The sequence below is a fragment of the Amycolatopsis sp. VS8301801F10 genome (assembly GCF_046195355.1).
In the GTDB taxonomy this organism is placed as follows: domain Bacteria; phylum Actinomycetota; class Actinomycetes; order Mycobacteriales; family Pseudonocardiaceae; genus Amycolatopsis.
Genome location: NZ_CP176065.1, coordinates 4184849 through 4207073, shown reverse-complemented (window position 1 = coordinate 4207073; position 22225 = coordinate 4184849). Strand labels below are relative to the sequence as shown.

Annotated in this window: 20 protein-coding genes; 9 read left to right on the top strand and 11 right to left on the bottom strand. The window is 71.6% G+C overall.

Going from position 1 to position 22225, the window contains the following annotated elements; genetic code table 11:
* The first annotated feature begins 254 nt into the window (after positions 1-254).
* Genes F9C11_RS19815 through F9C11_RS19805 form a run of 3 tightly spaced genes read left to right on the top strand, consistent with a single transcriptional unit; the run spans position 255 to position 1145 of the window.
* The gene (locus F9C11_RS19815) at positions 255-482 is read left to right on the top strand and encodes a hypothetical protein (protein WP_409186352.1); all 228 of its coding nucleotides are present in this window, start codon (positions 255-257) and stop codon (positions 480-482) included.
* 5 nt (positions 483-487) lie between these two features.
* A complete protein-coding gene (locus tag F9C11_RS19810) occupies positions 488-967 on the top strand; it encodes a DUF3626 domain-containing protein (RefSeq protein WP_409186351.1) in 480 nt (159 codons plus the stop codon).
* Complete coding sequence (locus F9C11_RS19805; RefSeq protein ID WP_409186941.1) at positions 903-1145, top strand: hypothetical protein; 243 nt, start codon at positions 903-905, stop codon at positions 1143-1145. The genes F9C11_RS19810 and F9C11_RS19805 overlap by 65 nt, the downstream gene beginning before the upstream one ends.
* Here F9C11_RS19805 and F9C11_RS19800 read toward each other — a convergent pair.
* Genes F9C11_RS19800 through nadD form a run of 5 tightly spaced genes read right to left on the bottom strand, consistent with a single transcriptional unit; the run spans position 1138 to position 4386 of the window.
* The gene (locus tag F9C11_RS19800) at positions 1138-1986 is read right to left on the bottom strand and encodes a DegV family protein (RefSeq protein WP_409186350.1); all 849 of its coding nucleotides are present in this window, start codon (positions 1984-1986) and stop codon (positions 1138-1140) included. The two genes, F9C11_RS19805 and F9C11_RS19800, sit on opposite strands and share 8 nt — an antisense overlap.
* A 4-nt stretch (positions 1987-1990) precedes the next feature.
* On the bottom strand, positions 1991-2719 hold the full coding sequence (octT, locus tag F9C11_RS19795) for a diglucosylglycerate octanoyltransferase (protein ID WP_409186349.1): 729 nt from the start codon (positions 2717-2719) through the stop codon (positions 1991-1993).
* A gap of 4 nt (positions 2720-2723) precedes the next feature.
* Positions 2724-3338, bottom strand: coding sequence for a histidine phosphatase family protein (locus tag F9C11_RS19790; protein WP_409186348.1), 615 nt, complete (start codon positions 3336-3338; stop codon positions 2724-2726).
* On the bottom strand, positions 3335-3742 hold the full coding sequence (gene rsfS / locus F9C11_RS19785; RefSeq protein ID WP_409186347.1) for a ribosome silencing factor: 408 nt from the start codon (positions 3740-3742) through the stop codon (positions 3335-3337). The genes F9C11_RS19790 and rsfS overlap by 4 nt, the downstream gene beginning before the upstream one ends.
* 44 nt (positions 3743-3786) lie before the next feature.
* Positions 3787-4386 carry a nicotinate-nucleotide adenylyltransferase gene (gene nadD, locus F9C11_RS19780; protein ID WP_078560899.1) on the bottom strand — a complete coding sequence of 200 codons (600 nt, stop codon included), beginning with the start codon at positions 4384-4386 and terminating at the stop codon, positions 3787-3789.
* 166 nt (positions 4387-4552) lie between these two features.
* On the opposite strand from nadD, the gene F9C11_RS19775 reads away from it, so the two are divergent.
* The 4 genes from F9C11_RS19775 to F9C11_RS19760 all read left to right on the top strand — a co-directional run bounded on the left by F9C11_RS19775 (position 4553) and on the right by F9C11_RS19760 (position 11443).
* Positions 4553-6661, top strand: coding sequence for a RecQ family ATP-dependent DNA helicase (locus tag F9C11_RS19775; protein WP_409186346.1), 2109 nt, complete (start codon positions 4553-4555; stop codon positions 6659-6661).
* 1181 nt (positions 6662-7842) lie between these two features.
* On the top strand, positions 7843-9132 hold the full coding sequence (locus F9C11_RS19770; protein WP_409186345.1) for an MFS transporter: 1290 nt from the start codon (positions 7843-7845) through the stop codon (positions 9130-9132).
* Between the two features lie 57 nt (positions 9133-9189).
* A complete protein-coding gene (gene argS, locus F9C11_RS19765; protein ID WP_409186344.1) occupies positions 9190-10908 on the top strand; it encodes an arginine--tRNA ligase in 1719 nt (572 codons plus the stop codon).
* Positions 10909-10966: 58 nt separating this feature from the next.
* Positions 10967-11443, top strand: coding sequence for a hypothetical protein (locus tag F9C11_RS19760; RefSeq protein WP_409186343.1), 477 nt, complete (start codon positions 10967-10969; stop codon positions 11441-11443).
* Positions 11444-11445: 2 nt separating this feature from the next.
* On the opposite strand, the gene F9C11_RS19755 is transcribed toward F9C11_RS19760, so the two are convergent.
* Entirely contained in the window at positions 11446-12690 is a 1245-nt protein-coding gene (locus F9C11_RS19755) for an FAD-dependent oxidoreductase (RefSeq protein WP_409186342.1), read from the bottom strand.
* 95 nt (positions 12691-12785) lie between these two features.
* Between F9C11_RS19755 and F9C11_RS19750 the strand changes: the two genes are divergently transcribed.
* On the top strand, positions 12786-13409 hold the full coding sequence (locus F9C11_RS19750; RefSeq protein WP_409186341.1) for a TetR/AcrR family transcriptional regulator: 624 nt from the start codon (positions 12786-12788) through the stop codon (positions 13407-13409).
* A gap of 10 nt (positions 13410-13419) precedes the next feature.
* Here F9C11_RS19750 and proB read toward each other — a convergent pair whose 3' ends face one another.
* From proB to F9C11_RS19725, 5 genes are all read right to left on the bottom strand, one after another.
* Entirely contained in the window at positions 13420-14526 is a 1107-nt protein-coding gene (proB, locus tag F9C11_RS19745; RefSeq protein ID WP_409186340.1) for a glutamate 5-kinase, read from the bottom strand.
* Positions 14523-16046 (bottom strand): GTPase ObgE, encoded by a 1524-nt coding sequence (gene obgE, locus F9C11_RS19740; protein ID WP_409186339.1) that lies wholly within the window; start codon positions 16044-16046, stop codon positions 14523-14525. The genes proB and obgE overlap by 4 nt, the downstream gene beginning before the upstream one ends.
* A 119-nt stretch (positions 16047-16165) precedes the next feature.
* Positions 16166-16423 carry a 50S ribosomal protein L27 gene (gene rpmA, locus F9C11_RS19735; RefSeq protein WP_009081082.1) on the bottom strand — a complete coding sequence of 86 codons (258 nt, stop codon included), beginning with the start codon at positions 16421-16423 and terminating at the stop codon, positions 16166-16168.
* Positions 16424-16471: 48 nt separating this feature from the next.
* A complete protein-coding gene (gene rplU, locus F9C11_RS19730) occupies positions 16472-16786 on the bottom strand; it encodes a 50S ribosomal protein L21 (protein WP_009081084.1) in 315 nt (104 codons plus the stop codon).
* Between the two features lie 161 nt (positions 16787-16947).
* Positions 16948-20277 (bottom strand): translation initiation factor IF-2 N-terminal domain-containing protein, encoded by a 3330-nt coding sequence (locus F9C11_RS19725; RefSeq protein WP_409186338.1) that lies wholly within the window; start codon positions 20275-20277, stop codon positions 16948-16950.
* 510 nt (positions 20278-20787) lie between these two features.
* Between F9C11_RS19725 and F9C11_RS19720 the strand changes: the two genes are divergently transcribed.
* Positions 20788-22221, top strand: a complete 1434-nt coding sequence (locus F9C11_RS19720; protein WP_409186337.1) for a S8 family peptidase — start codon at positions 20788-20790, stop codon at positions 22219-22221.
* The last annotated feature ends 4 nt before the right edge of the window (positions 22222-22225 follow it).

Here is a 22225-nt window from a genome sequence, read left to right as displayed (position 1 = left end):
GTTCGCGCCCGCCGCCGGGCATCCGCTAGACGTGGTAGCCAGCCGTCGAACGAGAGCATCCCGCCGCCGTGGACCACACCGACCTGACCTTGCGCCCGATCTCCGAGCCGGACGAACTCGATCTCTTCTGCCAGCTCGCCGACGATCTCGCGGCTCGGCGGCGGAGACCGGAATGAAGGTGGGTCGCGCCCCGAGGCGGCGAACTCGTTGCCAGGGCTGCGTGGTGGGGCCGTGCCGAGGAGTCAGAGCCGTTTGTGCTGGGCGCTTTCGATCTTGAGGACGTGCCCGTCGGCGCGCGGCTGCTTCCGACCGCGATGGCGGAAGCAGCCGCGGACAGAAGGCCGTTCTACCACCGGATGATTCTCGCCGAAGGCACTCGAATCCTTGCCGCACAGGAGGTTCCTCGCGTCCGAGCGGCGACCGCGTTCCGGCACGCGGGATACGTCAATTTCGAACGCGCGATCACCATGGCCTGGCAGTGATCCGAATGGAGCCTTGGGAACGCGCGGTCGCCCACGTCGCCGCGTTGGCGACCGGCAGCCGGGCCGATCCGGCGTGGCGGGTCACGCTGCATTTCCACCCGGACCGGCTGGTCGACGGGGTGCCGATCCTGGAACGGATGGCCCGAGACGGCCGGTACCGCTCGCAGTTCGAGACCGGCGTGAGCAACGGCGGGCTGACCGCGCATCCGGGAGGAGACCGCTGGCGCTGGGAAAGCCGGTTGTTCGGCGGCGTCTACGACGAGGCCGCACCGGCGCACCGGCCGAAATACGGGTCGCTGAATTTCCGCGGCCGGAAGGCGGGCGGCTCGCCGAGATTCGGCTCGGCGCATCTGCGACTCGCCCGGCACACGATGTCGCGAACGACTTTCAGTTCTCGATCCATCCTATCGAGGGACGGAAATCGAGACAGCGGCACGAAAATTAGGCCCGGTCGAATGGCACGACGGGTTCCGGATCACCGCTGAAGAACTGCTTCGACACCCCGATTACCGCGGTCCGGAGTTCACCGCGCTCGGTGCCGAACTCGCCGAGAACGGGCGGCTCGACCCGCGCATTCTCGGGAAAGCCGCTGGTCACGACGAGCAAGACCGCAAGCACGTTTGGCACCTGCTCGCCCGGTTCGGCAACCGGGAACTCAGCTAGCTCGCTGTACGACCACGCCGAGCACGCCAGGTCCGGTGTGCGCGCCGATGACCGCGCCGATCTCCGACACCACGCATCCTCCGGCGCACCCCGGGATCGCTTCCTCGAGCCGGTTCGCCAATTCGACGGCCCGCTCCGGCGAGGCGAGATGGTGCACCGCCAATTCGACCGGTCCGGTGCCCGCCGCCTGCACGGACAACTCGACCAGACGCCCGATCGCGCGGTTCATCGTGCGCACTTTCTCCAGCGGCAGGATCCGGCCGTCGGACATGTGCAGCACTGGTTTCACCGCCAGCGCGGTGCCGAGCAACGCCGCGGCCGAGCCGATCCGGCCGCCGCGGCGCAGGTGTTCCAGCGTCTCGACCACGAACAACGTCGACGACCGTTCGGCGGCTTCCGTCGCCGCTGCTTCGACTTCGGCCGGGCTGGCTCCGGACGCGGCGGCGTCCGCGGCGTGCAGGGCGGCGAAGCCCAAACCCATCGCGGTGGTGCGGGAATCGACGACGCGAACCCGGTCGGAGCCGACTTCTTCCGCTGCCAGCACGGCGGCTTCCCAGGTGCCGGACAGTTCGCTCGACAAATGGACGGACACGACCGCGTCCGCGCCCGCGTCGAGCGCGGCCCGGAATTCGGCGGCGAACTCGGCCGGGGTGGGCCGGGAAGTGGTGACGATTTTGCGCTCCCCCAGCGCTTCCGCGAGCGCGGCGGGACCCATTTCGACGCCGTCGAGCGAGCACACGCCTTCCACGAGGACGTGCAGGGGCACCACCCGCACCGAGTGCCGCTCGGCGAAGCCTTCGGGCAGGTGCGCGGTGGAGTCCGTGACCACGGCGACCGACACGTCGTCAGCCTACGTTGCCAGAGCCGAGGTGCGGGGCAACGAGTTTCGCCATCGCCGTGCCGACAGCTTCGTGTCCCGCCCATCCCCAGTGCATGCCGTCGGGATTTCCCGCGCCGCTCAAGACATGTTCGCCGACTACGCCGGGCGTGTCGAGCAACGGCACTTCGCGGCGCGCGGCCCACGAAGCGAGTGCAGCGGCCGCTTCGGCGCGTCCTGTGTGTACGCGGCCGTACGCATCAGCGCGGTGCACCGAAGGCAGCATTCCGAAGATAGGCAACTCAGGCCGCAACGCGCGCAACGCTTCGACGGACTGGTCCAGATAGCTCACGCTCAGCCGCGCAGGAAGCACACGAGGACGTCCTCGCAGCAGGACAGACAACCGTGGCTGCGCAGCGAGATAAGCACCGCGTACGACGCGACGCACGCCGTCGGGGCGAAGGTAGCGAAGCCCCTGACGCAGATACGTCGGCAACGGCGACGGCAGTGTGTCCATGTGGCCGACTGCGAGCACGACAGCGTCGACGCGGCGCAGATCCGCCCACACGCGTGGGTCGCCGGTGAGAGACCACCACAAGTCGCGCGCGGTCCAGCCGATGCCAGCGACGAGGTCGGCGTGTCCGGACAGCGCGTTCGCGGCGACGTTGGGCCACAGGCGCGGATCGTCGGCCGCGCAAGGGCCCTCGGGGCCGTGGAAACAGAGTGAATCGCCGAAGACGAGCAGCTGCGGGCTCATCGGGTCAGCCGGTGATGCCCGCGTTGTACGCGTGCAGCCGCCACTTCCCCTCGCGATGGCCGAGTTCGACCCAGTGGCAGTTCATGATCCCGCCGAGCGACGGCCAGACCTCGACCGGCAGGCCGAGCAGCTTCGCCGTCAACGCGAGGATCAGGCCGCCGTGCGAGGCGAGCAGGACCGATTCCCCGGCGCCGGAGTTCGGCTGCATCAGGTCGTTGACCACCTCGGCGGCGCGTTCGGCCACCTCGACCCGGGACTCGCCGCCCGGCGGGGCCCACGCGGCGTTGGTGCGCCACAGCTCGCGGTCGCCCGGATAGCCCTCGTCGACCTCGGCCCCGGTCAGGCCCTGCCATTCGCCGAGGTGCGTCTCGCGCAGCCGCTTGTCGATCTGCAGCGGCACGCCGATCGCCTCGGTGAGCACGGTCGCGGTGTCGGTGGCGCGGCGCAGGTCGGAAGCGATCACCAGCTCCGGCGCGAAGCGCGCGAGCGCGGGAACGGCGAAGCGCGCCTGGTTCCAGCCGACCGGGGTCAGCGCCGAATCGAGGTGTCCCTGCATGCGGCCGGCGGCGTTGTAGTCCGTCTCGCCGTGCCGCCAGAGCAGCAGCCGCCGCGGGCTCACGCCTCCGGACCGTCCGCGTCGCCGGTGTCGTCGGCGGAGACCGTCGCCAGCCCTTCGACCTCGATCCGCGGGCAGTCCTTCCACAGCCGCTCGAGGCCGTAGAACGAGCGCTCGTCCGCGTGCTGGACGTGCACGACGACGTCGACGTAGTCGAGCAGCACCCAGCGGCCCTCGCGCGCGCCTTCGCGCCGCACCGGCTTGTGCCCCTCGATGCGGAGCTTCTCCTCGACGTTGTCGACGATCGCGCCGACCTGCCGCTCGTTCGCAGCGGACGCGATCACGAACGCGTCGGTGATCACGAGCTGCTCGGACACGTCCAGGACGACCACGTCGCTGGCCAGCTTGTCCGCCGCCGCGTGCGCGGCCGCCACCGCCAGGTTCCGTGCCTCGGACGTCGCTGCCACAGTGCTCCTTCAGATTTCGGGTGGACCCGGACGAGGGTACCCGGTCAGGCCTCGGCGTCCTTGCGGTAGAGGTCCTTCTTGGCGATGTAGCGCACAACGCCGTCGGGCACGAGGTACCAGACCGGCTCGCCGCGCTCGACGCGTTCGCGGCATCCGGTGGACGAAATGGCCATCGCGGTGACCTCGACCAGGCTCACCTTGCCGCTCGGCAGATGGTGCGAATTGAGCCGGTAACCCGGCCGGGTGACGCCGATGAAATGCGCGAAGTCGAACAGCTCGTCGGCCTTGTGCCAGGTGAGGATCTGCTCGAGGGCGTCGGCCCCGGTGATGAAGAACAGCTCGTCGTCCGGGTACTCCTCGTGCAGGTCCCGCAGCGTGTCGACGGTGTAGGTCTGCCCGCCGCGGTCGATGTCGACCCGGCTCACCGAGAAGACCGGGTTGGACGCGGTGGCGATGACCGTCATCAGGTAGCGGTCCTCGGCGCGCGTGACGCGGCGGCCGGACTTCTGCCACGGCTGCCCGGTCGGCACGAAGATGACCTCGTCGAGCGCGAACCGCGACTGCACCTCGCTGGCCGCGACGAGGTGGCCGTGGTGCACGGGGTCGAACGTGCCGCCCATGACCCCGATCCGGCGTGGTGACATAGCCGGTGAGCCTATACGCGCGGGCGCGCGAGGGCTTCCCGTCGCGACTGCGACCTAGGTTACTGTTGTGACATGAGTCACATAACTCTGCGTTTTCGGCTGGGAACTGTCCGTTCTGGCCCGGTCGGCTCCGGGATTGTCGGGGGCATGGGGTAGACCGGGGGACGTGGACACCACCGAAGCTCTACGGACCCGTGCGGAGACCCTGCTCCGCGCGCTCGCCGGAGACGACGCCGCCCTCCGAGAGGACCAGTGGACCGCCATCGAGGCGCTGGTCGCGCACCACCGGCGCGCGCTCGTCGTGCAGCGCACCGGGTGGGGGAAGTCTGCCGTGTACTTCCTGGCCACCGCGCTGCTGCGGGAACAGGGAGCGGGGCCGACGGTCATCGTGTCGCCGCTGCTCGCCCTGATGCGCAACCAGATCTCCGCCGCCGCCCGGGCGGGGATCCACGCGGCCACCATCAACTCGGCGAACGCGCAGGAGTGGGACCAGGTCCAGGCGTCGGTGGCCGCGGGCGAGGTGGACGTGCTGCTGGTCAGCCCGGAGCGGCTCAACAACCCGGACTTCCGCGACAGCGTGCTGCCGAAGCTCACCGCCAGCGCCGGCCTGCTGGTGGTGGACGAGGCGCACTGCATTTCGGACTGGGGCCACGACTTCCGGCCGGACTACCGGCGGCTGCGCACGCTGCTGGGCGACCTGCCCGAAGGCGTGCCCGTGCTGGCCACCACCGCGACCGCGAACGACCGGGTGGCCACGGACGTCGCCGAGCAGCTCGGCATCGGCGGCGAGACGGACACGCTCGTCCTGCGCGGTCCGCTCGACCGGGAAAGCCTGCGGCTGGCGGTGGCCGAACTGCCCAGCGACGAGGCGCGGCTGGCCTGGCTCGCCGAGCACCTGGCGGAGCTGCCCGGGTCGGGCATCATCTACACGCTCACCGTCGCCGCCGCGCACGACGTCACCGCGCTGCTGTCCGACCGGGGCTATCCGGTGGCCGCCTACACCGGGAAGACCGATCCGGCCGACCGCCAGGCCGCGGAGGACGACCTGCTGGCCAACCGGGTCAAGGCGCTGGTGGCGACGTCGGCGCTCGGGATGGGGTTCGACAAGCCGGACCTCGGGTTCGTGGTGCACCTGGGCGCGCCGTCGTCGCCGATCGCCTACTACCAGCAGGTCGGCCGGGCCGGTCGCGGCGTCGAGCGGGCCGAGGTGGTGCTGCTGCCCGGGCGCGAGGACAAGGCGATCTGGGCGTACTTCGGATCGCTGGCGTTCCCGGACGAGCTGCGCGTCACGCAGGTGCTCAACGCGCTCGCGTACGCCGACCGTCCACTTTCGACAGCCGCGCTGGAGCCGTCGGTCGAGCTTTCCCGGTCGCGGCTGGAGATGGTGCTGAAAGTGCTCGATGTGGACGGTGCGGTGCGCCGGGTGCGCGGCGGCTGGGAAAGCACCGGACAGCCGTGGGAGTACGACCGGGAACGGTACGAACGCGTCGGCGTCGCGCGGGCGGCCGAGCAGGAGGCGATGCTCGGGTACATCCGCACCGCCGGATGCCGGATGGAGTATCTGCGGCGGCAGCTCGACGATCCGGAGGCAGCGCCGTGCGGCCGGTGCGACAACTGCACCGGAGAGCACTGGAGCACGGCGGTGTCCGAGGAAATCGCGGGTGCCACGCGGGAACGGCTCGACCGGCCCGGGGTCGAGGTGGCGCCGCGCAAACAGTGGCCGAGCGGGATGAAAGGGCTCGACGTGCCGCTGTCGGGCCGGATCAAGACGGAGGAACAAGCCGAGCCGGGACAGGTGCTGGGCCGGCTCACGGACGTGGGCTGGGGCGGCCGGCTGCGCGAACTGCTCGGCCCGGGCGCGCCGGACGCCGAAGTCCCCGACTCGGTGTTCGACGCGTGCGTGAAGGTGCTCGCGGGATGGCAGTGGGCGCAACGTCCGGTGGCGGTGGTGGCGGTCCCGTCGGCGACGCGGCCGCAACTGGTCGACAGCCTCGCGCTGCGGCTGTCGGCGATCGGCAGGCTGGACTACCTGGGAGAGCTGGCGTCGGCCGGACCTCCGCCGCGGCAGGCGAACAGCGCGCAACGGCTGGCCGATTTGTGGCGACGGCTGAGCCTGCCGGAGGACGTGGCGGCGAGCGTCGCGCAGACCCGCGGACCGGTGCTGCTGGTAGACGACCTGATCGACACCGGCTGGACGATGACGCTGGCGGCCCGGCTGCTGCGCAGGGCCGGGGCGGAGGGGGTGTTGCCGTTCGCGTTGGCGACCACTGCTTGAGGTGGGATGGGGTCTGGTTGGCCGGGTTGGCCGGGTTGGCTTGGCGGCCGGGGTCGGCGGCCGGTGAGTGCGCTCGGGTCTTGGGTGGCTGGCGGGCTCGGCTGGGCGGCCAGACCGGATCGGCCTGGATGGTCAGGACCGGCGGCTGGCGAGCGCCTTTGGGCGTGCGTGGCTGGGCGAAGTCGGCTGGGCGCCAGACAGGATTGGCTTGGATGGCCGGGGACGGCGGCTGGCGAGTGTGCTCGGGTCTCGGTGGCTGGGCGGCCAGACCGGTTCGGCTTGGACGGCCGGAGCGGCGGTCGGCGGGCGCGCCCAGGCCTAGGCGACCGGGCGAGTCAGCTTGGCAGTCGGGATCGGCGGCGGCTGACAGGTGCGGCGGGCTGAGACCGGCGGGGCGGCCTGGTCAGGGCTTGCGCACACCGAGGCGTCCAGGCGGGTTGCGGCAAGCACGAGTCGTGGCACGGCGGATGCTGCCGGGGTGCGGCGGCCCACGGCGTGGTCGCTGGATCGGTGCTGCACCGGTGACGGCGCAGCGGCACCGGTGCTGCGGTGCGCCCGACGCGCGTCGTGCGACCGCCGACGTTCCATGCGGTCGCGAGGCGGCCGTGTGGATGCGGGGATGCCGCACGAACGAAGCGGGGCGGGGCGGGGCGGGGCGGGGCGGGGCGGGGCGGGGCGGGGACGAGCTTCCGCCAAGCAGCCCGGCGGTCAGCTTCGGCCAGAGCGGCTTCCGCATCCGTGTCGCCGGTCAGCCACCGCACGACGGCTGGCCATCGCGCGACGGCTGGCCGCTCCTCCGCTCGATCTCCGGCGGCCGCCGCCCGCGCCGCTTCGCACGGCAACCGCTCGCGCCGCCAGCCATCGCCCGGTGCCGCCCGTGCGCTCCGCACGGCAACCGCCCGCGCCACCGCCCAGTCTCCGGCCGCCACCCGCAGACCCCGCCACCCGCAGCCCGGCCCCCGCACCGCAACCGGCCGCGCAACCCGTCCCGGGTGCGGCAACCATCCGCGCCGTCTCCCGGGTCGCCGCACGATTCCCTGCGGCAAAAGCGATCCCGCGTCACCCACCGCAGTGGGACAAGCACCAACTGCCATCCTTCGCCGAGATCTACCGATCTCCGGGCATTTCTGGCAAAGTCCCGTTCCGCCCGTGCGGGCGTGTGGACGTGTGGAGGTTGCCGAATGCCCGGTTCTACGGCCGAAGGCGTCGCCCGGCATCGGTTGCCGGTGCGGAAGTTGTTCGCTGCCAGTGCGGGCAATGCGCTCGAGTGGTTCGACTGGACGATCTACGCGACCTTCAGCATCTACTTCGCCGGCGCGTTCTTCCCTCCTGGCAACGAAACCCTCGCGCTGATCAACACCTTCGCCACCTACGCGCTCGCGTTCTTCTTCCGGCCCCTCGGCGGCGTGCTGCTGGGCCGGTTCGCCGACGTGCACGGGCGCAAGCCCGCCATGCTCCTCACCATTTCGCTGATGGCGGGCGGGTCGGTCGCGATCGGGGTGCTTCCGACGTTCGCGCAGGTCGGGTGGCTGGCTCCGATCCTCCTCCTGCTCGCGCGGATCGCGCAGGGGCTTTCGCTCGGCGGCGAAGTGTCCAACGCTTCCGCGTACCTCGGCGAGGTCGCGCCCAAGGAGCGGCGGGGGCGGTACTCGTCCTTCTTCTACATCTCCACCGGGTCCGCGGTGCTCATCGCGACGGTGCTCGGGTTCGTCCTCGCCCGCACCATGGACAAAGCCCACCTCACCTCGTTCGGCTGGCGGATTCCGTTCCTGCTCGGCGGCGTGCTCGGGCTGGTCGGGCTGTGGCTGCGCCGCAGTCTCGCGGAAACCGAGCTGTACCACGAGAAAAAGGACGTCGCGCGGCGGGTTCAGCGGCCGCTGCTCACCACCGTCACCCAGCATCCGCGCGCGGTCGGGCAGCTCATCGGGTTCTCGATGCTCAACACGCTCTGCTACTACACCTTCTTCAGCGCCCTCCCGTCGTTCGCGGTCAAGGGACGCGGCGCGAACGACGTCGACACGTTCCTCGCGCTTTCCATCGCGACCGCGTTGTTCGTCGTCCTCCAGTATCCGATGGGCGCGCTCGCCGACCGGTACGGGCGACGGCCTCAGCTGCTCGTCTGGGCGGGGGCCACCGCGCTGGTGATCGTGCCGCTCTCCTACCTCGTGCGGCCCGGGATCGGGAACCTGCTCATCGTGTTCTGCGTCGGTCTCGCGCTCTACACCGCGATGACCTCGCTCGCGCCGGCGATCATGAGCGAGCTCTTCCCCACCGAGCTTCGCGGGCTCGGCATCGGCGCCTGGTACAACCTGACCGTCGCCGTGTTCGGCGGGACCGCGCCGCTCGTGCTCAGCGCGCTCTCCGCGGCGGGCGCGGCCACCGCCTTCTTCTGGTACGTCGCCGGCGGAGCCGTGATCGCGTTCGTCGTGATCCTCCGGATGCCCGAGACGAAGGGCAGCGAACTGCGGTAAACCCCCTCGCGCGCGGTCGGTAGGCTTCACCGATCGACTACGCGAAGGAGGGACACCGTGCGCAAGCCCGAGGTTAGTGAGGAACTGGCCCGACGCGTGGTGGCCGCGCTCCGCCGCGCGTTCGACGTCGACCTCGACCCGTCCGCCGCGCTCGTCGCGGTGTCCACTCGCGACGGTGTCGACTACCAGTGCAACCTGGCGATGAGCCTCGGCAAGCGGCTCGGCAAACCGCCGCGCGAGGTCGCGGCCGGGATCGCCGAGAACCTGGAGCTGGACGGCGTCGCCGACCGGCCCGAGATCGCCGGGCCCGGATTCCTGAACTTCGTGCTGCGCCGCGAATGGCTCGAGCAGCGCGTCGCCGAGCAGGCGCGCGACGACCGGCTCGGCGTCCCCGAAGCCGAGCAGCCGCGGCGGATCGCGCTCGACTACAGCAGTCCCAACGTCGCGAAGGAAATGCACGTCGGGCACCTGCGTTCCACGGTGCTCGGCGACGCGATCAGCAGGCTGCTGCGTTTCGTCGGGCACGAAGTGCTGCCGCACAACCACCTCGGCGACTGGGGCACCCCGTTCGGCATGCTCATCGAGCACCACCTCGACGAGCCGTCCGGCGACCGCAGCGACCTCAACGCGTTCTACCAGGCCGCGCGCCGGAAATTCGACTCCGACGAGTCCTTCGCGACCCGTTCCCGCGAGCGCGTCGTGAAACTCCAGAGCGGCGACCCGGACACGCTCGCCTTCTGGCAGGAACTGGTCGACGAGTCGACAAGGCACTTCAACGCGGCCTACCGCCAGCTCGGCATCACGCTCACCGACGACGACATCTACGGCGAAAGCTTCTACAACCCGTACCTGGGCGAGGTCGTCGACGAACTCGAGGCCGACGGGCTCACCGAGATCAGCGACGGCGCGGTCTGCGTCTTCCCCGAGGGCTTCACCAACCGCGAGGGCGACCGCCTCCCGCTGATCGTCCGCAAACGCGACGGCGGCTACGGCTACGCGGCCACCGACCTCGCCACCATCCGGTACTGGACCGCCGAACGCGGCGCGACCGACCTGCTGTACGTCGTCGGCACCCCGCAGGCACAGCACTTCGCGATGATCTTCGCGGTCGCGCGCGCGGCGGGCTGGCTCGACGGCGTGCACGCCGAGCACATCGGGTTCGGCTCGATCCTGGGCGCGGACGGCAAGGTGATGCGCACCCGCGCCGGCGAGACGGTCAAGCTCGCCAGCCTGCTCGACGAAGCGGTCGCGCAGGCCGCAGAAGTCGTTGCCGAGCGCAGTAAACTCAGCAAGGAAGAGCAGCGGGAGGTCGCGCGCGCAGTCGGAATCGGCGCGGTGAAGTACGCCGACCTGTCCAGCGACCGCGAACGCGACTACGTGTTCGACTGGGACCGCATGCTCGCCAAGGACGGCAACACCTCCGTCTACCTGCAGTACGCGCACGCGCGAATCGAGTCGATCCTCGCCAAGGCCGGCAACACCGACGACAACGCGCCAGTGCTGCTTGAAAAACCAGAGGAACGCACGCTCGCTCTGACGCTGCTGCGGTTCAGCGAAGCGATCAGCGCGGCGACGTCCGCGTACGCGCCGCACAAGCTCTGTACGTACCTGTACGACACCGCGGTCACCTTCTCGCGCTTCTACGAGGAGTGTCCGGTGCTGACCGCGGAGACGCCGGAGCTGCTCGCGTCGCGGGTACAGCTGGCGAAACTCACGTCGCGCACGCTCGTGCAGGGTTTGGCGTTGCTCGGCATCGAGGCCCCGCGCCGTCTCTAGAGCGGGACCGGTCCCCAGCCGCTTCCGTAGTTTCGGGCACGAGAGAGGGGAGAATCTCGTGTCCCGCAACGATCCCGACTACACCCGCGCCCTCGCGCTGGTCGAGGAGGCGCTGTCCCGGCTGCGCGGGCCGATCCGGCGCGAACGACTGCGGCTGCGCTGGGAGCAGTGGCGCCGGCGGCCGTACTACCGGTTCGAACCGGACGGCAGGAAACCGCAGCTCGTGCACCTCGCCGGGCTCCGCGTCACTCCACTGTGGACGATCGTCGGCACCGGCGTGTCCGATGTCGACGTGCGGTATCCGGTGACCGCGCGCCGGCGGTTCACGATCGGGTGGCGCTGGCTCGTGCGGCACGACTACGACGAGTACCGGGTGCCGGTCTCGCTGGTCGCCGACGCGAGCGGCCAGGCCGTGCTGATCGCGCCGGGCGGCCGGACGTACCCCGCGGACGAGACCGGCTGGCACACGCTGGCCGCGCTTCTGTACACGGAGTACGCCATGCCGCCGGGCGGGCGCTGGTACGGGGCGGGCTGACCTCAGCCGCGCAGCCTCCGGCGCAGCGAGAGGCCCGCTCCCAGCGCGGCCATCGACGCGCGCGTCGCTCCGCGGCTGAATCGGCTCTCGGTCACGAACTGCTCGGCGCTGCGCAGCGAACCCCGCACTTGCGGGTACGCGTACTTCCGCATCTGCCTTTCGTAGTCGGCGACCGCAGCGGTCACGTCGCCGCCGTGGGAAAGGTTGCGGCACAACACTTGTGCGTCCCGCAGAGCGATGTTCGCGCCGATGCCGCGGAACGGCGTCATGCTGTGCACGGCGTCGCCGAGCAGGGTGACCGGCCCGGTCTTCCACCCGCGGACCGGCACCGACGTGCGGATCGGCAGCATGCTCACCGTCGCGTCCGGCGAATCCCGCACCAGGCGGCTGAACGCCGGATGCCAGTCGCGGATCCGGTCCACGATCAGCGAACGGAGCGCGGGAGCGTCCAGTTCGGCGAGGTCAGCCGGGAAACGGGCGGCTTTCGCGCCGTAGGACCACATCACGTAGCTGCTGGTGTTGTCGAACAGCACCGGGTCGACGGTCGCGGTCTCGTCGTTGACCGAAGCCGCCGAAAATTCGTGCGGCGCGGTGAACATCCCGCTGCCCGGCGGGGGCAGCACGAGCGTCGGGGCCGTCGCCAGCCGCTCCGGCAGCTGCGCGCGGGACTCTTCGGTCAGCGGGAATTTGCCGATCACGGTCCGGATTCCGGTGTCCACTCGCTTCGCGTGCGGCAGCAGCTGCGCCCGCACCCGGGAACTCGCGCCGTCCGCGCCCACGACCAGATCCGCCTCAGCCGTGGTGCCGTCGGCGAAATGCAGGCCGACCCCCTTGGAATCGGTCTCGTAGCGCACGAATTCCTTGTCGTACCACAGGATTCCGTCCAATCCGGACGACAGCACCTGGTGCAGCGAAATCCGGCTGACCGAATGGTGCGCGGCGGCAGGGCCGGCGCTCGGCGGAGCGTCGAAGGCCGCCAGCTCGCGCATCTTCTCGGTGACGAAGCCGAACGTCGCCCCGCCGATCCCCGTCGTGGCCAGGAACTGCTCCCACGCCGCCGGCGGGAGACATTCGTGCAGCGCGGCGGACCCCATCGGCGCGATGTGCACGCGATAGCCCTGCAACCGCTCGGTCCGCGTCCGGCTGCGCTCGTACACCGCCACCTCGATTCCGGCCCGCGTCAGGCCGTGCGCCAGGCACAACCCTCCGGTGCCGCCGCCTACCACCGCCACCTTGATCTTCTTCACGGTCGTTCCCCTCTCGGTCGCCTGCGTCCATAATTATCCATACGGATGATTGTGTCAACCTTCAGGATGATTAACCGGTCGGTTAGGCTGCTCCGGTGTCCGAGACCAGCCCGCGCCGCGCTCCCCGACCCGGGGAGCGCCAGCGTGACCCCGAACGCACGAAGGCCCGCATTTTCGAGGCGGCCAAAGCCGAGTTCGGCAGCAAGGGGTACGCGGCCGCGCGGGTCAGCGACATCGCGCAGCGCGCCGGCGTGAACAAGCAGCTGATCTCGTACTACTTCGGCGGCAAGGAAGGCCTGTACGCCGAGGTCGCCAGCGAACCGTTCGCCGGGTTCGCCGCGATGACCACGCCGGACCGGCCGCTCGCGGACGTGCTCGCGGACTTCGCCAAGGGCGGGCTCGCCGACCAGAACCAGGCCCGGCTGTTCCTGCGGGAGAACATGGCCGAGAGCACCCCCGGCGACGCGGGCGCGGAGTCGCAGCGCGAATTCCTGGAGGGCCAGCTCAAGTACATGCGGGCGCGACAGGACGCGGGCGACTTCCCGTCCGATGTGGACCCGAAGACGCTGCTGCTGATGCTGATCGCGGCGGCGAGCGCGCCGACGTCGCTTCCCCGGGTCGCCGAGGCGCTCACCGGGGAGGACCCGTCGTCAGAGTCCTTTGTGGAGTATTACGCGGAGCAGCTCGCCCGCGTAGCGCGGCATCTCGCGGGTTCTTAGCGGCGGCTGCTCAGCGGCGCAGCGGGACGAGGTCGTCGGCGTGCACGACCTCCCGGCGGTGCTCCACCGGGACCTCGTGGCTCGACCGGCCGATCAACGCGGGCAGCTCCCCCGCGTCGAACCCGACCACCCCGCGCGCCACCGGCACGTCCGCGGAATCCACCAGGTCCACCACGTCCCCGGCCTCGAACTCCCCCTCCAGCCCGGTGATTCCCGCCGCCAGCAGCGAACGGCGGCGCAGGATCGCCCGCACCGCGCCGTCGTCGAGGCGGAGGCGGCCGGACGTGTCGGCGGCGTAGCCGAGCCAGAAACGGCGGGCGGACAGCCGGGTGTCGGCGGGTGCGAACGCGGTGCCGACGTTCGCGTCGCGCAACGCCTCCCCCGCGTCGGCGGCAGCGGCCAGCAGGACCGGGATTCCGGCGCCGGCCGCGGTGCGCGCCGCGGACAGTTTCGAGACCATGCCGCCGGTGCCGAGCCCCGAGGACGACATCCCGACCGCGATGCCCTCCACATCGGACTCGCCGCGCACCTCGGTGATCTTGCGGGTCGCGCCGTCGCGCGGATCGCCGTCGTACAGACCGTCCACATCGGACAGCAGGACCAGCGCGTCGGCTCCGACGAGGTGCGCCACCAAAGCGGCGAGGCGGTCGTTGTCGCCGAAGCGGATCTCTTGCGTGGCAACGGTGTCGTTCTCGTTCACCACCGGCACCGCGCCGAGCGCGAGCAGCCGGGAGAACGTGCGCTGCGCGTTGCGGTAGTGCGAGCGGCGGACGACATCGTCGGAAGTGAGCAGGACTTGACCGACGGTCAGGGAGTAGCGGCCGAACGATTCCGCGTACGCGTGCGCCAGCGCGAGCTGTCCGACGCTCGCCGCCGCCTGCTGCGTGGCGAGGTCACGCGGCCGCTTGCCCAGCTTCAACGGCGCGAGCCCGGCGCCGATCGCACCCGAGGACACGAGGACGATCTGCGCGTCGCGGGCCACGCGGTCCGCGATGGCGTCGACGAGCGCGTCCAGGCGAGCCACGTCGAGTCCGCTGCCCGCGGTGGTCAGCGCCGAGGACCCGACCTTGACGACCAGCCGGCGCGCTTCCGCGATCTCGTGCCGCGTGCCGCTCACCGGTCGCGCTCCGCCTGCTCCTCGTCGTCCCACACGTCGTCCAGCTCGGCGTCGACGGACGGGGCGGTCTCCTCTTCGACCAGGTCCTCGTCCTCGCCGGTGCCGTCGCGGCGGATCCGGCGGGCTTCCTTGCGCTCGGACGCGCTGACGCGGTCGTTGCGCTCCAGCCGGACGTCCGTGCCGCGGCCAGAAAGGTGCACCGCGACGCCCGGGGTCGAAGGCTGCCATTCGAACTGGATGTCGCCGATGGTGACCGGGCTGCCCGGGCGGGCGCCGTGCTTCGCCAGCGCTTCCTCGACGCCGAGCCGGTTGAGCCGGTCCGCGAGGTAGCCGACGGCCTCGTCGTTGGCGAAGTTCGTCTGCCGGATCCACCGCTCCGGGCGCGGGCCGCGGACGATGAACCCGCCTTCTTCCTCCGGATCGCGTTCGACGGTGAACCCGCTGTCGTCGATCGCGTGCGGGCGCAGCACGATCTTCTCCGGCTCCAGCACCGGCTGCGCCTCGCGGTAGGCCTCGACGACCTCCGCCAGCGCGAAGCTCAGCTCCTTCAGGCCCTTGCGCGACGCGGTGGAGACCTCGAACACGCGCAGGCCGCGCGCCTCCAGGTCGGGGCGCACGAACTCGGCCAGCTCGGCCGCTTCCGGGATGTCGATCTTGTTCAGCACCACCACGCGCGGACGTTCCTCGAGCTTGCCGCCCAGCCCCGGCGTGTAGCGGGCCAGCTCCTCCTCGAGCGCGTCCACATCGGACAGCGGATCGCGGCCCGGCTCCAGCGTCGCGCAGTCGACCACGTGCACCAGCACGGCGCAGCGTTCGATGTGGCGCAGGAAGTCCAGGCCGAGGCCGCGGCCCTCGGACGCGCCCGGGATCAGGCCCGGCACGTCGGCCATGGTGAACACCGACGACCCGGCGGTGATCACGCCGAGGTTCGGCACGAGCGTGGTGAACGGGTAGTCGGCGATCTTCGGCTTCGCCGCGGACAGCACGGAAATCAGCGACGATTTGCCCGCGGACGGGAAGCCGAGCAGGCCTACGTCGGCGACCGAACGCAGCTCCAGCACGAGGTTGCGGCTCTCGCCGGGCTCGCCGAGCAGCGCGAATCCGGGAGCCTTGCGGGCCTTCGACGCGAGCGCGGCGTTGCCGAGCCCGCCGCGGCCGCCCTGCGCTGCGACGAACCGGGTGCCGGGGGTGGTGAGGTCCGCGACGAGTTCGCCGTCCTCGGTGAACACGACGGTGCCCGGCGGAACCTTCATCTCCAGTCCCTCGCCGGCGGCGCCGTTGCGGTTGCTGCCCATGCCCATTTTGCCGTTGCCGGCGCGGGCGTGCGGGCGGAAGTGGAAGTCGAGGAGGGTGTGCACGTTGGCGTCGACGACGAGCGTCACGTCACCGCCGTTGCCGCCGTTGCCTCCGTCCGGGCCGCCGAGCGGCTTGAATTTCTCGCGGTGCACCGAGGCACAGCCGTTTCCCCCGTCCCCGGCGGTCAGATGGATGACCGCGCGGTCCACGAACCGGGACGCCATGGTTCTGCCTCACTTCACGTGCGAAAAAAGTATCCGGACAAAAACAAACGAGGGGCGGAGCCGGAGTTATTCCGGTCCCACCCCTCGCTTGGAGGTTCTGCTGCTGACGAGACCGAGAATCAGGCCTCGACTGGCACGATGTTGACCGTCTTGCGGCCGCGCTTCGAGCCGAACTCGACCGCACCGGCGGCGAGCGCGAACAGCGTGTCGTCGCCGCCGCGGCCGACGTTGACGCCGGGGTGGAACTTGGTGCCCCGCTGGCGGATCAGGATCTCGCCCGCGTTCACCTCCTGGCCGCCGAAGCGCTTGACGCCCAGTCGCTGGGCGTTCGAATCACGACCGTTGCGGGAGCTGGACGCACCCTTCTTGTGAGCCATCGCTCAAGCCCCTTCTGGGAAAGTTTCGGTTTTCGAAGATCCGGAGAACTACTTGGAGATGCCGGTGACCTCGACGCGGGTCAGCTTCTGCCGGTGACCCTGGCGCTTGTGGTAGCCGGTCTTGTTCTTGAACTTGTGGATCCGGATCTTCGGACCCTTGGTCTGCTCGACGACCTTGCCGGTGACCGAGACCTTCGCCAACGCGTCGGCGTCCGTGGTGACCTCGCCACCGTCCACGAACAGCACGGCGGGGAAGGTGTGCTCGGTGCCCGGCTCGCCCTCGAGCTTCTCGACCTCGACGACGTCGCCAACGGCAACCTTGTACTGCTTGCCGCCGGTCTTGACGATCGCGTACGCCGACACGGATGTCTCCTGCATTACTCGACAATGGGTTAGGGGGCTGGCGCGGCCGGCCCGCCCGGGGGCGGTCCAGGTGCTCGCGCAGCGGCTCATGCTTGCGATGAGCCGTACTACAGGTTACGGGAGGCCCCGGGCGCCGCTGCACCCGGGGTACCCGTGGTGGATCAACTCTGGTCCGAAGCCTTCACCGGCGGCCCTGCCGGACGCGAAGCGGCGCGGCGCGGACGGCGCCGGGTGCTGCGCACGGCCGGGGCCGGGACGTCGACCTCGGGTTCTTCTTCGGAGGCCGCCTCGGCGGTCTCCTCCGGGGCTTCCGCCACCGGCGCGGCCTGGCCGGCCGCGGGCTCCGGCCGCGTCGGCTCCGGCTGCTGGACGGGGGCCGGGGCCTCCGTCTTGTCCTCGGCCTTTTCCGGCGCGGCGGCCTGCTGCTGAACCGCTTCCGGCTCCTTCGCCTCGGCGGCTTCCGGAACGTGGTGCTCGTGCTTGGCCTTGGACGCGTTGGCCATCGCCTGCACCGCCGACACGACCGACTCGCGCTGTTCCGGGGTCGGGGCCGGGGCGGCCGGCTCCGGCTTGGGCTCGTGGTGCTGCTCCTCGCCCTTGCCGCGGCCGCGGGACCGCCGCGAGCTCTTGGTGTCGCCGCCGTGGCTGTGGCCGTTGTGCCCGTTGGCGCCGCTGTGGCCGTTCCCGTTGCCTCCGCCGCCGGTGCGCTGCGGTTCGGTGGACACGACGACGCCGCGGCCCTTGCAGTGCTCGCACGGCGTGGAGAACGCCTCGAGCAGCCCGGTGCCGATCTTCTTGCGCGTCATCTGCACCAGGCCGAGCGACGTGACCTCGGCCACCTGGTGGCGCGTGCGGTCGCGGCCGAGGCATTCGGTGAGCCTGCGCAGCACCAGTTCCCGGTTGGACTCGAGCACCATGTCGATGAAGTCGATCACGATGATGCCGCCGATGTCCCGCAGCCGCAGCTGGCGGACGATCTCCTCCGCCGACTCCAGGTTGTTGCGGGTCACCGTCTCCTCGAGGTTGCCGCCCGAGCCGGTGAACTTGCCGGTGTTGACGTCGATGACGGTCATCGCCTCGGTGCGGTCGATGACCAGGTAGCCGCCCGAGGGCAGCCAGACCTTGCGGTCGAGCGCCTTGGTGATCTGCTCGTCGATCCGGTGGTCGGCGAACGCGTCGCCGGTGCCGGTGTAGCGCTTGAGCCGGTCGGTCAGGTCGGGCGCGACGTGCTGCACGTAGCCGTGGATGGTCTCCCACGCGGTCGAGCCCTGGACCTCCAGCTTCGCGAAGTCCTCGGTGAACAGGTCGCGCACGACCTTCACCAGCAGGTCCGGCTCCTCGTACAGCATGGTCGGGGCGCCGCCCTTCTTGGCGGACCCGGCCGAGGCCTTCTCCTTGATGACGTCCCACTGCGCCTTGAGCCGCTGGACGTCCCGGTCGAGCTCCTCCTCGCTGATGCCCTCCGAGGCGGTGCGGATGATGACGCCCGCGTCCTCCGGGACGATCCGCTTGAGGATGTCCTTGAGCCGGCGGCGCTCGTTCTCCGGCAGCTTGCGGGAGATGCCGGTGGCCCCGCCCGCGGGGACGTAGACGAGGAAGCGGCCGGGCAGCGAGATCTGCGTGGTCAGCCGGGCGCCCTTGTGCCCGACCGGGTCCTTGGTGACCTGCACCAGCACGCTGTCGCCGGTGGACAGCGCCTGCTCGATCTTGCGCGCCTTGCCCTCCAGGCCGGCGGCGTCCCAGTCGACCTCGCCCGCGTAGAGCACGGCGTTGCGGCCGCGGCCGATGTCGATGAACGCGGCCTCCATGCTGGGCAGCACGTTCTGGACGCGGCCGAGGTAGACGTTGCCGACGATCGAGCCGGTGCCCGACGACGTCACGAAGTGCTCGACCAGCACGCCGTCCTCGAGCACGGCGATCTGCGTGGAATCGCCCTTCTCGGCGACGACCATGGTGCGGTCGACCGACTCGCGGCGGGCCAGGAACTCGGCCTCGGACAGGATCGGGGCGCGGCGGCGGCCCGCCTCGCGGCCGTCGCGGCGGCGCTGGCGCTTGGCCTCCAGCCGGGTGGACCCGCGGACGCTGCGCACCTCGTCGCGGGCCGGGCGCTCGGGCTCGGCGGCCTTGGCCTGGCGGACGTGCGTGACCGTGTTCGGCGGGTCGTCGCCGCCGGTCGTCTCGGCCGCGTCGTCGTCCCCGCCCTTGCGGCGGCGGCGACGGCGGCGGCGCTTGCTGCCGCTCTCGGACTCGGCGTCGTCGTCGGACTCCGCCTCGGCTTCGCCCGCCTCGTCCGGCTTCTCGGTCTTGTCCTTGCTGTCTTTCGACTGCGGGACCTGCTGGTCTTCGGAGGTTTCGTCCTCGTTCTCGGACTGGGCCTCGTCGCCGCCCTTGCCCCGGCCGCGTCCGCGACGGCCGCGGCGGCGCCGGCGGCGGCTGCCCGCGTCGTCGCCGTCCTCGTCGGAACGCTCGTCGCGGGTCTCCTCCGAGGTCTCTTCCTCGGCGGCGTCGGCGGCGCGCTCGGACCGGCCCGGACGCTCAGCCTGCGCGGGAGCCTCGCCGACGCCGAACAGCGGTTCGGGCTTGCTCCGCACCGGCTGCGCGGGCTCCGGCGGCAGGAAGACCGGCGACGGCGCGGCGAAGACCGGCACGTGCACCGGGCCGCGGGCCGGGGTGGCCTGCTCGGTTTCCTGCTGTTCGGCCGGGATCGCGGGCGCGACGGCCCGGCGGGTGCGACGGGTGCGGGTGCGCTTCTCGCCGGACTCCGGAGCGGCTTCCGGCTCGGCGGTCGCGGCGGAGAACGGGCGGGCCGGGGCGGTCGCCTGCGACGCGGCGCCGGTTCCCTCGGCGGCGGTGTCCGAACCGGCGGCGACTGCCTGCGCGGCAGCGTCCTGCTCGGCGGCGGTTTCCGGCGCGGTGCCCTGCTCAGCACCGGTTTCCTGAGCGGCGGTCTCCGGCGCGGTGCCGGCTGCCTGCGCGGCAGCGGCTTCCGAAGCGCTGGACTCGGGCGAAGCGGCACCCTCCGCGGCGGCGGGTTCCTGAGCGGCGGTCTCCGGCGCGGTGCCGGCTGCCTGCGCGGCAGCGGCTCCCGAAGTGCTGGACTCGGGCGATCCGGCGCCCTCCGCGACTGTGGTTTCCTGAGCGGCTTCCGCCGGGCCCGCGGTCTCCTGGGCAGCGGCAGCCGGGGCGGCCTCGCTGTCCGGGGTTCCGGCGGCTTCGTCCCCGGCGGGCGCGTCCTGCTCGGCGGATCCGGCGGCCTCCGCGTCGAGGATGACCGCGACGCGGTGCGCGACCTCCTTGGTCACGCTCGACTGGGCGCTGCGGGGGCTTTCCCCCAGCTCGGCGAGCTTGCCGAGCAGGTCGCGGCTGCTCAGGCCGAGCAGCTTCGCCAGCGCGTGCACGCGGATGCGCGGCGGCAGCTCGCCCAGCCTGCTGCTCGTGGGTGCGACGGTATTCCCGCCGGTCTGATCGGCGGGTGTGTCCGCGTTCGACATGTGTCTCCTCCGCCCCCGGGCGCGTCAGCCGGTTCGCACCGGTGGTGACGCGGCCGCGCAGGGGCCCTTTCTGTTCCGTGCCCGCCGTGGTGGTGACCAGCGGCGGGAATCCTGCTGGCAGCCGTGCGGTCCGCCGGGTCGGCGGCCGCTCGGTTCCTGGTCTGCTCGGCGGGGTGCCGGCCTGCTCGCGACCCCCGGGCCACCCGCCACGACATCGACCTTGGCCCGGCCTCCCGGGGGCGACGCGCGTGGTGCCGGTCCGGCACTCCTCCGGGCCGCTCACGACGCGGGCGGGATGCCCGTCGGCGCAGCGGCCAACGCGAGTATCCCACACCCGGGGGGACACCCGGTGTAGTCGGTGTCCCGCGGCAGGCGCCCGGGCGTGCCGCGCTCATGCGCCCGGGCGAACTTCCGCGGTCGGCTTGTCGCGCCGGGCCCGGGGTGGTTAGCGTGCGGGCTCGGGCGCTCGCGCGGGCGCCCGGTTCAGCCCCGCGCGCGGTGGGAGGTCCGGTGTCTCTGCTGGCGCGGCCGCTGCGGGCGGCCGTGTGCTCGCTGCTGGTCCTCGCCGGATGCGCGGCGGTCTCCCCCTCCGCCGCCGGCGCGAGTCCGGGATGCGCTCCTGGCGGCCGGGAGGTGCGCTACGTCGTCGCGTTCGACCGCGGGACCCCGGAATCTTCCGCCCGCCAGCAGACGAGTGCGGGCTGCGGGCAGCTCGTGGGCTACTACCCGCAGATTTCCGTGGCGGTCGTCACGTCAGCCGATCGGGCGTTCGCGGACCGGCTCGGCCCGGAGCGGGCCTTCAGCGCGCAGGCCACCCGCACCGCCGCCGAACAGCCGGGCGCGGCCGCCCAGCCCGCGCGCGCCTCGCTCCCGCTCAGCGACCCGGCGCGGGTGCCGGCCGCGGACCTGTCCTCGCAGCAGTGGGACATGAACCTGATCAACGCTCCGGCCGCGCACCAGGTGACCGGCGGCAGCCGCTCGGTGGTCGTCGGGGTCTTGGACTCCGGCGTCGACCCGAAGCACCCCGACCTCGCCGCGGCGATCGATCCGGACGATTCGGCGGGCTGTCTCACCGGCGTCCCGGACCCGGGCCCGGCCGCCTGGCAGCCGACGACCTCGGCGCACGGCACGCACGTCGCGGGCATCATCGCCGCGGCCGACGACGGCAAGGGCGTCACCGGCGTCGCGCCGGGCGTGCGGATCGCTTCGGTGAAGGTGATCGACGACCGCGGCTACGCCGATCCGGAGGCGGCGGTCTGCGGGATCATGTGGTCGGCGGCGCGGCATCTGCCGATCGCCAACAGCAGCTGGTTCGTGAATCCGTGGTCCCTGTCCTGCGTGCGCGGCAACGACCGCGGGGTGGTGCACGAGGTGCTGGCGCGGGCGGTGGAGTACGCGACTTCGCAGGGCACGCTGAACGTCGCCGCCGCGACCAACGAGGCGGTCGACCTCACTCCGTCGGCCCGCTCGGGTGCGCCGTCCGCCGCCGGGAAGTGCGAAGCGCTGCCCGCGGGACTGCGCGACGTGGTGACCGCGTCGGCGATCAGCCCGGAGCGGGTGAAGTCGGGCTACAGCTCCTACGGCCTCGGTGTGGTCGATGTCACCGCCCCAGGCGGCGACGACGACCGGTGCGTGGTTTCGACCGTGCCGGGCGGGTACGCCCCGATGTGCGGGACGTCGATGGCCGCGCCGCACGCCGCCGGGGTGCTGGCGTTGCTGAAATCGGTGCATCCCGCGTGGACGGCCGCCGAACTGCGCCGGGCGCTCGACTCCCGCGCGACGCCGATGCCGTGCCCGGACAACTACGACCTGACCGGAGACGGCGCCCAGGACGCCTACTGCTCCGGCTACGACGGATACAACGGCTTCTACGGACACGGCCTCGTCGACGCCCGCACCGCGGTGGCCTCCGCACAGACCGGACCGCCCAGCCCCGCCCGCTGACCAG